11 protein-coding genes and 1 other RNA gene are annotated in these 11,023 nt (G+C 47.6%); 7 read left to right on the top strand and 5 right to left on the bottom strand.

The window, feature by feature from the left end; all coding sequences use genetic code 11:
* Nucleotides 1–1,514, top strand: a 1,514-nt coding sequence (locus tag M3200_RS02580; protein ID WP_288178092.1) for an ABC transporter ATP-binding protein, incomplete at its 5' end; no start/stop codon positions are given.
* A gap of 94 nt (nucleotides 1,515–1,608) precedes the next feature.
* Here the strand turns inward: M3200_RS02580 and M3200_RS02575 are convergent.
* The 5 genes from M3200_RS02575 to ffs all read right to left on the bottom strand — a co-directional run bounded on the left by M3200_RS02575 (nucleotide 1,609) and on the right by ffs (nucleotide 4,987).
* Entirely contained in the window at nucleotides 1,609–1,860 is a 252-nt protein-coding gene (locus M3200_RS02575) for a hypothetical protein (protein ID WP_022381979.1), read from the bottom strand.
* 10 nt (nucleotides 1,861–1,870) lie between these two features.
* Nucleotides 1,871–2,461, bottom strand: coding sequence for a recombination mediator RecR (gene recR / locus M3200_RS02570; protein WP_022381978.1), 591 nt, complete (start codon nucleotides 2,459–2,461; stop codon nucleotides 1,871–1,873).
* Complete coding sequence (locus M3200_RS02565; RefSeq protein WP_022381977.1) at nucleotides 2,461–2,787, bottom strand: YbaB/EbfC family nucleoid-associated protein; 327 nt, start codon at nucleotides 2,785–2,787, stop codon at nucleotides 2,461–2,463. Before M3200_RS02565 ends, recR begins: the two co-directional genes overlap by 1 nt.
* A 54-nt stretch (nucleotides 2,788–2,841) precedes the next feature.
* Nucleotides 2,842–4,746, bottom strand: a complete 1,905-nt coding sequence (dnaX, locus tag M3200_RS02560; RefSeq protein ID WP_022381976.1) for a DNA polymerase III subunit gamma/tau — start codon at nucleotides 4,744–4,746, stop codon at nucleotides 2,842–2,844.
* Between the two features lie 141 nt (nucleotides 4,747–4,887).
* An RNA gene (gene ffs, locus M3200_RS02555) (signal recognition particle sRNA small type) lies at nucleotides 4,888–4,987 on the bottom strand.
* A gap of 187 nt (nucleotides 4,988–5,174) precedes the next feature.
* On the opposite strand from ffs, the gene fumC reads away from it, so the two are divergent.
* The 6 genes from fumC to M3200_RS02525 all read left to right on the top strand — a co-directional run.
* Complete coding sequence (fumC, locus tag M3200_RS02550) at nucleotides 5,175–6,560, top strand: class II fumarate hydratase (RefSeq protein ID WP_287537352.1); 1,386 nt, start codon at nucleotides 5,175–5,177, stop codon at nucleotides 6,558–6,560.
* 342 nt (nucleotides 6,561–6,902) lie between these two features.
* Entirely contained in the window at nucleotides 6,903–7,784 is an 882-nt protein-coding gene (gene rbsK, locus M3200_RS02545) for a ribokinase (protein WP_022381974.1), read from the top strand.
* Nucleotides 7,781–8,185, top strand: a complete 405-nt coding sequence (gene rbsD / locus M3200_RS02540; protein ID WP_022381973.1) for a D-ribose pyranase — start codon at nucleotides 7,781–7,783, stop codon at nucleotides 8,183–8,185. The genes rbsK and rbsD overlap by 4 nt, the downstream gene beginning before the upstream one ends.
* Before the next feature lie 18 nt (nucleotides 8,186–8,203).
* Nucleotides 8,204–9,685 carry a sugar ABC transporter ATP-binding protein gene (locus tag M3200_RS02535; RefSeq protein WP_022381972.1) on the top strand — a complete coding sequence of 494 codons (1,482 nt, stop codon included), beginning with the start codon at nucleotides 8,204–8,206 and terminating at the stop codon, nucleotides 9,683–9,685.
* A 5-nt stretch (nucleotides 9,686–9,690) separates the two neighbouring features.
* Entirely contained in the window at nucleotides 9,691–10,629 is a 939-nt protein-coding gene (locus tag M3200_RS02530; protein WP_022381971.1) for an ABC transporter permease subunit, read from the top strand.
* A gap of 39 nt (nucleotides 10,630–10,668) precedes the next feature.
* The coding region (locus M3200_RS02525; protein ID WP_502685332.1) for a substrate-binding domain-containing protein at nucleotides 10,669–11,023 on the top strand (355 nt) is incomplete at its 3' end.

Here is an 11,023-nt window from a genome sequence, read left to right as displayed (position 1 = left end):
GTTTTGAGTTCCTTGGCGGATACGATTATGAATCAAAAACAAGGAAGATCCTGACAGGACTGGGCTTCAAGGATGAAGACTGGGACCGAGATATCCATTCCTTCTCCGGCGGGCAGAAGGTACGTATCAACCTTGCGGCGGCTTTTGTCCGTCATCCTGATTTCCTTCTTCTGGATGAACCGACGAACCATCTGGACATGGACATGCTGGAATGGCTCGAAGATTATCTTCGCTCCTACAAGGGCGGCATTCTGATGATTTCCCATGACCGCTACTTCCTTGATGCGGCTGCAACCGGAATCATCGACCTTGAAAATCACAAGATCCGTACGTTCCGCGGCGGATATTCTAGATACCTTGAGACAAAGACGAACCAGGATGCTGCTTATGAAAAAGCATATAACAAGCAGCAGGAACACATCAAAGAAACAGAAGAATATATTAGGCGCTATAAGGCAGGCATCAAGGCCAAGCAGGCAAGGGGGCGCCAGTCACAGCTGAACCGCCTGGAAAGGCTGGACAAGCCCGTCCATCAGGCAACGCTTCGTTTCCATTTTGACCCGCCGGAAGACTGCGCAGAAAAAGTCCTTGATATTCTTCATGTTTCTGCTTCCTATGGGACCCATGATATTTTCAAAGACCTGACGATGCATATCAAGAAGGGAGAAACAGTCGGCCTCATCGGACCAAACGGGGCCGGGAAGACAACACTCCTGAAGCTTATCACCGGAGAGAAGCAGCCCGACAGCGGCATCGTGCAGATTGGAAATAATGTCAAAATCGGATATTATTCACAGGAGCAGGAAATGCTTCATCCCGAGTACCAGGTCATTGATGAAGTACGCAATATGTTCAATTATGGGGAAGGAGAAGCCAGAAATATCCTGGGCATGTTCCTTTTCCGCGGAGATGATGTATTCAAGCAGGTCGGCATGCTTTCAGGGGGAGAAAAGGCAAGACTTTCCCTTCTCTGTCTTTTCCTTGAAAGACCTAATTTCCTGATTCTGGATGAACCGACAAACCATCTGGATATACCGACAAGAGAAATCATGGAAGATGCCATCCTTGCTTTTGGCGGGACGTGCCTTGTCGTATCCCATGACCGTTACTTCCTCGATAAAACTGCGGGAAGGATCCTTGATATGGAAGGCGGAAAGCTGACGGAATACCTGGGCAACTACAGCTACTACCGCGAGAAGAAAAAGGATCTGGAAGAATACGAAAAGGACAGGAATGGTACGGAAGAGCATTCTCTAAAGACTGAAGTGAAGAAGGAAGAGGAAGCAAAGCCGGCGCCGAAGAAACAGGAACTCTCTGCAGGGGATGAAGCCAAGATGGAACATCTCGAGATGGAAATAGGCCGCAAGGAAGCCACTCTTGCCATGTATACAGCCCAGATGTCCATGAATCCGGATGATTACGAAAATCTTGCCCGTGAATATGAAGAAGCCAAGAGCAAACTGGACGAACTCTATGAAAAGTGGTCTGAAATCGCAGCAAAGGCAGAAGATTGAGTTTTTTAGAAAATATAAAGTCAGGATTCACGCAGCAAAAAGGACTGCGGATACGAGAAATCGTATTCACAGTCCTTTTCAATTGCCTTATTTCTTATTTAAGAATATCCAGGATGGCCAGGATCAATGTTCCTAAGGTGCCAAAGAGGGCAACGATGATGCCGTTCATGGTATCCCAGTTCATATGGGTAATTCCCAGTGTATTCAGGAGCCAGAAGAGGACACCGCCCATAATGATATTTCCTATGATTTTTTTTGCAAACTTGGCGAAAAGCATAAAAGCAATGAAAATAACGATGATGCTTGTTATGCCGTATCCTCCAAGTCCTCCGAGTGTTTCCATCATTTTGGCCTCCTTAAAGCTCTTTACGATTCTGGACGGCGCCTGCCAGAGTCATTCCGTCAGCATAGCCGATGTCTCCGCCGGCAGGGATGCCGCGGCCGATACGGGTGACTTTGATGCCGGCCGGTTTGATGAGCCTTGACAAGTAGAAGGCAGTGGCTTCGCCTTCTGCATCAGGATCGGTGGCAAGGATGACTTCCTTGACCTCATCGCTTTCCAGACGATTCAGAAGTTCCTTGATTTTCAACTGATCTGGGCTGATTCCGTCAAGAGGGGAGAGCGCGCCGTGGAGTACATGGTAGAGGCCATGGTACTCATGGCTCTGTTCCATGGCCATGACATCCTGCGGCTGTTCTACGACGCAGATGACAGAATGGTCTCTTCTTGCATCGTCGCAGATATCACAAGGATCCGAAGTCGCCAGATTGCAGCAGACTGAACAGTAGCAGATCTTTTCCCGCGCCGCTTTGATCGTGTCAAGGAATGCCTTGACTTCGCTTTCAGGACGCTCGAGCATGAAATAAGCAAGACGGCGGGCGCTTTTGACGCCGATGCCTGGGAGTTTTCTGAATTGTTCAGTGACGTTCTCTAATTCCTGATTCATTAGAACATGCCGCCGGGAAGGCCGAGGCCGCCGGTTACTTCGCTCATGCTCTTCTGGACCATTTCATCGGCTTTCTTTCCAGCTTCGTTGACAGCAGTGGTAATCAGATCTTCCAGGATTTCCGGATCTTCTGGATCAATGGCATCCTTTGCAATCTTCAGGGCAACAATCTGCTTTTCGCCGTTCATGGTGAGGGAAACAGCGCCGCCGCCGACAGAAACGTCAACGGTCTGCTTCTTTAATTCTTCCTGCTTCTTCTGAAGATCTTCCTGCATCTTGCGTGCTTTTTTCAGCATGTTCTGCATCTGTGCTTTATTTCCAAACATAAGTAATTCCTCCTAAATGAATGTAAATGGATGGTTAGGCAAAACTATTAGAAGTTAGTCTTTTTCATATATATCATAGTCAGGAAGCATTTTCAAGGCTTCCTTGAAAGATGGGTCTTCCAGATCAGACTGGGCGATCTCGTCCTTGCTGACAAGTTTGTAGCCGCCTTCGTTCTTGGCAGGTTCCTCTTTTCCTGAAGGGGTCGGCGCAGCAGAAGATTCCATTTCCTTGGCAAGGAGAGCTTTTGTCTCTGCTTCTTCTCCGCTTCCTTCAAGAACGACATGAAGGAGTATCGGGGAGCCGACTATTTTCTGGAACGCTTCAGCGGCAATTGTCTGATAGGACTTGTTGTTTCCCATGATGACAAGGAACTGTTGCGGCGCCGTAATGACGGCTCTGGCATTATTGGCATAAATCAGGGTTCCTTTTCTGTAACAGGTGTAGATTTCCACCCTGTGGATTGCCTTGAAATAGGAAAGAACCTTTTCCCAGATGCCGCTGTAAGAGGCAGGATCGATCAATGAAGACGGCGCATTTGCCGCAGGCGTACTTGCTGCCGGTTCGATGGAAGAAGATTTCTTTTTCGCTGTGCTCCCTAGCTTTTTCGTTTCCTTTGGCGTGGAAGCCGGCATGGCAGGCTTTGCTTTTGGCATTATGATTTCTGCCGGCTTTTCTTCTGCTGAAGGCGGAGAAAATGGCGGGATTTCTGGAGGCGGGCCAAAGGAGGGCTCTAAGGGAGCAGCCGGGGCAGGCGCGGATGCGGGGGAAGGGGCAGGGAATGCATTCTTGAGGGAAATGATTTTCTTCAAGCTTTCCACTTCCTTCTCAAGCTGGCTGACTCTTTCCGCAAGGCTGTCTGCCGCGCGGCTTCCCTTTACGCGGCAGAGACGGAGAATTCCCATTTCTGCGCTCATTTTCGGGAATGTGTTCCATTTGAGATCCTGCAGGGATTCATGCAGGGCTTCGAAGAGAGCATCCAGATAAGGCTCTGAGAGGCTTTCCGCATCTTTCTTTATTTCATCAGAAAGTCTGCCATAAGCAAGGAGCTCGGGCGTATCAGGATCGATCCGGCAGACCATCAGATTCCTGAAATGCTCGAGGAGATCTCTTAATATGGATGCCGGTTCCCTGCCGCTCTGAAGGATATCATAAAATACAGAAAGAGCCTCTCCACTTTCTCCTTTGAAAATATGGCGTGACAGGGAAATCAGCTGCTCTTTTCCCGTAAGGCCCAGGAGGTCCTGGACGGACTCGGCATCAAGCGTGCTTCCTTCACAGGAAGAAACGCACTGGTCGAGAAGGGAAAGCGCATCTCTTAAGCCGCCGTCTGAGCGGACTGCTATAAGATCGGCCGCTTCTTCTGTAAGAGGAAATTTTGCCTGGCCGGCTATGTACATCAGGTGGTCGGAAATATCTTCCGTGGAGATTCTCCTGAAATCGTATGTCTGGCATCTGGAAAGGATTGTGAGGGGAATCTTACCCGGCTCCGTCGTTGCCAGGATGAAAAGGACATAGGACGGAGGTTCTTCGAGTGTCTTTAAAAGTGCATTGAATGCTTCATTGGAAAGCATATGAACTTCGTCGATAATATAGACTTTCTTCCTGCAGGCAGAGGGAAGTGTCCTGACAGATTCCTTCAGCGCCCTGATTTCTTCAATGCCTCGGTTGGATGCGGCATCGATTTCATACACATCAAGGGAGGATCCGGAACTGATTTCAAGACAGTTTCTGCATTCATTGCAGGGGTTGCCGTCATGGGGATGTTCGCAGTTCACCGCCTTGGCGAGGATTCTTGCCATGCTCGTCTTTCCTGTACCCCTCGGGCCGGAGAAGAGGTAAGCGTGTGCGAGGCGGCCCTGCTCAAGCGCGCGCTGCAGTGTCGTCGAGACATGCTTCTGCCCGACGACATCTGAAAAAGTCTGTGGTCTCCATTGTCTATAAAGTGCTTGATAAGCCATTGCAGTCACCGTACCAGTAATATGAATTCAACTTTTGAACGTAGTCTAAAAGTATTATACCAAAAAAATAAGCCGCGATAGAGATTGCGGCATCTGTATAATGAAACGCAGCAAAAAAGCCTTGCAATCCTCATTTATGACAGTCTCCAGGATGCACCGTGGCACATGGAAAGGACCACTTACTGCTGCTTCCTCTCGGACCTGACAGGGTTCATGGGATTCCATTGCACGGGGCCCGGAGGCTGCCATAAATCAACATTGCAAAGCTACGTGAATTATCATACATCATTTGCCCGGTTTTGTAAAATCCTTTTTGTAAATTTCATCGGGAATCCATTTTGAAGTGTTTCCTTATAACATATAAAAATGATAAAATAAGATAGTATTATTATATAGAATATAGTTAGTATAGAAAGGGCTGTGGAATGATGGAATACCGTATTGAACATGATTCACTTGGCGAAGTCCGCGTACCGGCGGATCATATGTGGGGTGCTCAGACGCAGCGCTCCTTCGAAAATTTCAAAATCGGCAGAAAAATGCCGGAAGAAATTATTCATGCTTTTGCTGTATTGAAAAAATGTGCAGCAAAGGTCAATGAAGAAAACGGTGATCTCGATCCTGAAAAGGGTGCGGCAATCCGTGAAGCCTGCGATGAAATCATGGCAGGAAAATGGCCTGATGAATTCCCGCTCGTTGTGTACCAGACCGGTTCAGGCACACAGAGCAACATGAACATGAATGAAGTGGTTGCCCACATTGCCAATTTGAAACTGGCAGAAGCAAAGAGCGAAAAGAGAGTTCATCCGAATGATGATGTGAATATGTCACAGTCATCCAATGATACATTCCCCACAGCCATGCATATAGCAGCTGTAGCTGTCCTTCATAAATACCTCTATGGCTCTATTGATGAACTGACAGCTACCTTTACTGCAAAGAGTGAAGAATACATGCATACCGTCAAAATCGGACGCACCCACGTGCAGGATGCTGTTCCGCTGACATTCGGTCAGGAAGTATCCGGCTGGACACAGATGCTGATCCAGAGCAAGAAAATGATTCAGGATGGGGAAAAGTATCTCCATGAACTTGCCATCGGCGGCACGGCCGTAGGAACCGGTCTTAACAGCCCGAATGGGTTCGGAGAACAGGTTTCCAGGGCAATTGCTGAGGAAACAGGGATTCCGTTTACTTCAGCTCCCAATAAATTCTACGCCCTGACAGCCAGAGATGATATCGTCTTTACGCACGGCGCTTTGGATGCGCTGGCCGGCGACTGCATGAAATTTGCTGATGACCTCCGCCTTCTGGCAGGCGGCCCCAGAGCAGGGCTCGGAGAACTGACCATCCCTGCCAATGAACCAGGATCCTCCATCATGCCGGGCAAGGTGAATCCGACACAGTGCGAAGCGCTGACAATGGTTGCATGCCGCGTTCATGGCAATCAGGCAGCAGTTTCCATGGCATCCTCCCAGGGCCGTTTTGAACTTAACGTCTATGCCCCGATTCTTGCTGACAGCTTCATCGAATCCGTCAAACTCTTGAGCGAAGCTATCCATTCCTTTGATATTCACTGCGCACAGGGAATCCAGGTCAATGAAGACCGCATGGAAGAACTCGTAGAAAAATCTCTGATGCTCGTTACTGCATTGTCCCCGCATATCGGCTATGAAAAGTCTGCTAAAATCGCAAAGAAGGCATTTGCTGACAACAGCTCCCTCAAAGAAGCTGCTCTTGATCTTGGCTACGTAACCGAAGAAGAATATGACCGCTGGGTTGATGCCAAAGAAATGACAAACGTTGACCGCTGATTGGCCAAAGGATAATAATGATAATAAAAACCAGAGACTTCTCATCAGGGATCTCTGGTTTTTTGTTGGGTAGAAACTATCAGAAATCCTTACTAAAAGAAGTTCAGGAATGCATAATGCCTTTAACGGAACAGGGAATTTCATATATAATAAGGAAAATACTATGCCTGCATAAGGGGAAATGAGATATGGATGCTGTTTTTACAGGCATAACAGCGCTGATTTAAGAGAATTTACAAATAGGAGAGTTTTATTTCTTAAGAATTCTTTTTTCTCAGGTTCTTTTATGATAGAATAGTAGCGTTGACTTTACATTAAGTATATACATATCAGGGAGGTTATATGGGTCATATTTCTGTGATAGGCAGCTGTAACATGGATCTCATGATCGAGGCCGACAGAAGACCACAAGCCGGCGAAACAGTTATGGGAAAGAGACTGATCGTTTCTCCTGGAGGAAAAGGGGCCAATCAGGCAGTAGCAGCAGCCCGACTTGGGGAAAAGGTATATATGATTGGCTGTGTTGGCAATGACGCTTATGGCAGCATGATGCTCGATACGCTCAAAGAAAACGGCGTGAATACGGATTATGTGTCTGTCCTGGATAATGAAGCGACCGGCACGGCGCACATCATTCTGGCAGAAGGCGATAACAGCATTATCGTATTGAAGGGTGCTAATGATAAAGTAGATAAAAATGTAGTTGATTCTGCTTTCGACATCATCAAGACATCTTCGCTTGTCATGCTCCAGCATGAGATTCCCATGGATACCATTGGATATATCATTGACAGGTGCTATGAAGAAGGGATTCCGGTCATGCTGAATCCTGCACCTTATATGGATATCCCTGAAGAATGGATTGAAAAAGTTACATACCTGACTCCGAACGAACATGAAGCAGCGCTGATGTTTGAAGGAATGGACCGTGATGAAATTCTGAAAGCCCATGCCGGAAAGGTCATCATGACCGTAGGAAAAGAAGGCGTTGTTTACGGAGACGGCGATGATGTGGTTCATGTTTCCGGATTTACTGTCTCTGCAGTAGATACGACCGGGGCAGGGGATACATTCAACGGCGCTTTCGCAGCTGCAAGATGTGACGGGCTTCCGCTCAAGGAGGCAGTACGTTTTGCCAATGCGGCAGCGGCGCTTTCAGTTCAGAAGATTGGCGCTCAGGGCGGCATGCCTTGGCGCAGTGAAGTGGAGGAGATGCTTTCATGAACAAGTATGGAATCTTAAACAGCAGCATTGCTAAAGTTCTGGCAGATCTGGGCCATACAGATAAAATCTGCATTGGCGACTGCGGACTTCCTGTGCCGAATGGCGTAGAGAAAATCGATCTTGCGCTTCGTTTCGGTGAACCGCTCTTTATCGAAGTGGTCAAAGAAGTGGCAAAGAACATGCAGATAGAGAAAATCTATCTGGCACCGGAAACTGCATCCAAGAATCCAAAGCAGTGGGAAGCACTGAAAGAAGTATTCCCGGAGGACAAAGTCGAATGGGTCATGCTGAAGGACCACGAACAGCTGAAAGCAATGGAAAAGGACTGCAAGACTATCATCAGGACAGGAGAAGTTACTCCTTTCTCCAATATTATTCTCCAGTCCGGAGTCATCTTCTAAGAGAGGAATCTGAAGTACATGGATATAAATATGGTAGGGATTTGCAAATCCTTCGGTACGAATAAAGTACTCGGGGGAGTCAATCTCCATATTCGTCCTGGCGAAGTGCATGCTTTGATGGGCGAAAACGGGGCAGGCAAATCTACATTGATGAATATTTTAACAGGGATTCATAAAGCGGATGCCGGAACGATTCTTGTCGATGGAAAGGAAGTCACATTCCAGAACAATAAGGATGCAGAAGAGCATGGCATTGCTTTTATTCATCAGGAACTCAATATATGGCCGAACTTGTCAGTGCTTGAAAATCTCTTCCCGACAAACCAGCCCAGAACCCGTCTGGGACTGATTGACTTCAAGGAAATGAGAAGACGCGCTGAAGCAAAATGCAAGGAAATCGGAATTGAACTTCCCCTCGATGCAATTGCAGGGGAGTGCTCCGTAGGCCAGCAGCAGATGACTGAAATTACACGAAACCTGATGCTTGATGCCAAGACGGTCATCATGGACGAACCGACAGCTGCTTTGACAGAACGTGAAACCGACAGCCTTTTTGCCGTCATGAAGACATTGAAGAACAACGGCGTATCTGTCATTTATATTTCCCACCGCATGGAAGAAGTATTCAATAACTGTGATACAATCACCGTCATGCGTGACGGACAGACAATCAGTACGCGTCCTACTGAAGAAACAGGAATGGACCAGATTGTCAATGATATGGTTGGCCGTGTCATGAGCGAATATTATCCGGTTCGTACGAACGTTCCGGGCGATGAAGTATTCCGCGTGGAAAACTTCACACAGCCCGGCGTGTTCCGTGATGTTTCCTTCTCCGTCAGGAAGGGCGAGATCCTTGGCGTGGCAGGGCTCATGGGCGCAGGACGTACGGAAATCATGAGAGCCATTTTTGGCGTCGATCCACATGAATCCGGCAAGCTGTACCTGGAAGGAAAGGAAATCACAATCAAGAAGCCGCTTGATGCAATCAATCATGGTTTCGGGTTCATTACAGAAAACAGAAAATCCGAAGGTCTGATCCTTGACTTCTCAATCGGAAAGAATATTGCGCTTCCCAGTGAAGAAAGACTGGCCAAGGGCCATGTCATCAATGCCAAAGCTGAACGGGATTTTTCCGAAGAACTTTCCCATCGTTTGGGGGTTAAAGCACAGAGCATTGATTTGGCAGCAAGCACACTCTCTGGCGGCAATCAGCAGAAGGTCGTCATTGCCAAGTGGGTAGGCATGCACCCCAAACTTCTGATCCTCGACGAACCGACAAGAGGCATCGATATCGGCGCGAAGAAGGATATTTATGATTTGATGAATGAACTGACCGCCAAGGGCGTGTCCATCATCATGGTTTCTTCCGAACTTCCGGAAGTCATCGGGATGAGTGACAGAATCATGGTTATCCATGAAGGCCGTGTGGCTGGAATCGTTGATCATAAAGATGCAACACAGACAAGAATTATGACGCTTGCAACCGGAGGAGAGTAAAAAGAATGAATTCCGCTAAAGTAAAAAACATTGTAAGAGAAATGGGTCCGCTGATCGGGCTGATTCTTCTCTTTATTGTCATTTCTGTATTGAATGACAGTTTCATCGATCCATCTAACTTAAGAAACCTGGCCAGACAGATTTCCATCAATGCACTGATCGCCTTTGGCATGACCTTCGTCATCCTGACGGGCGGCATTGACCTGTCTGTCGGTTCCATTCTGGCTCTTTCCAGTGCACTTATGGCAAGCATGATTGCCAAAGGCACGAATCCGGAAATGGCAATCGTGTTCTCTGCTTTCATCGGCATCCTTCTGGGAGCCGTGAACGGCATCATCATTTCTTATGGCAAGGTCGCACCTTTTATTGCTACACTGGCTACCATGACTATTTACCGCGGTGCTACCCTTGTTTATACAAACGGCAACCCGATCAGCGGATTGACAGATGATCCTCTCTTCACCGGTTTTGGTCAGGGATTTGTACTTGGAATTCCGGTTCCTGCGATTGTCATGCTGATTGCATTCTTCATCCTGTACTTCATCCTGAAGAAGACTCCTCTTGGACGTCAGACTTATGCAGTAGGCGGCAATGAAAAGGTCTCCTACATTTCCGGGATTAAGATTGACAGAATCAAGATTTTTGCGTATGCTTTGACTGGATGCCTTTGTGCGGTGGCAGGCGCTATCCTGACTGCTCGTCTGAACAGTGCCCAGCCTACAGCCGGCATGGGTTATGAACTTGATGCTATCGCTGCAGTAGTACTTGGCGGTACATCTCTGGCCGGCGGTAAAGGCCGTATTTCCGGTACTTTGATCGGTGCTCTGATCATTGGAACATTGAACAACGGTCTTAACATACTGAACGTATCCAGCTTCTACCAGCAGGTTGTCAAAGGTATAGTTATTTTGCTCGCAGTACTTATGGATCGCAAGAAAAACTAAGGAGGAAGACAATTGTTAAAGAAAATCGCTTTGGCTGCAATGATCGGTGCAGCACTTATTTCTGTCGCAGGCTGCGGCTCTTCTGATAAGAAGTCCAACGGAGCAGCTTCTGGCTCCAAGAATGTTACGATCGGCTTCTCTGTTTCCACACAGAACAACCCGTTCTTCGTAACCATGGCTAACAGCGTAAAAGCCGCTGCTGATAAAGCCGGTGTCAATGTTAAAATCGTTGATGCTCAGAACGACCCTGCAAAGCAGGCTAATGATATCGCAGATCTGCTCCAGGGCAACATCAGCGTACTCATCGTAAACCCGGTTGACTCCGCTGCCATCTCCAACTCTGTCATCGCAGCAAATAAGGCAAAGATTCCGGTTATCACCATTGACCGCTCTT

Origin of the sequence: Dialister sp. CAG:357, from assembly GCF_000435155.1 — a bacterium.
Lineage (GTDB): Bacteria > Bacillota > Negativicutes > Veillonellales > Dialisteraceae > Dialister > Dialister hominis.
Note: the sequence above shows the minus strand (reverse complement) of the source record. Positions and strands in the feature narration are given on the sequence as shown.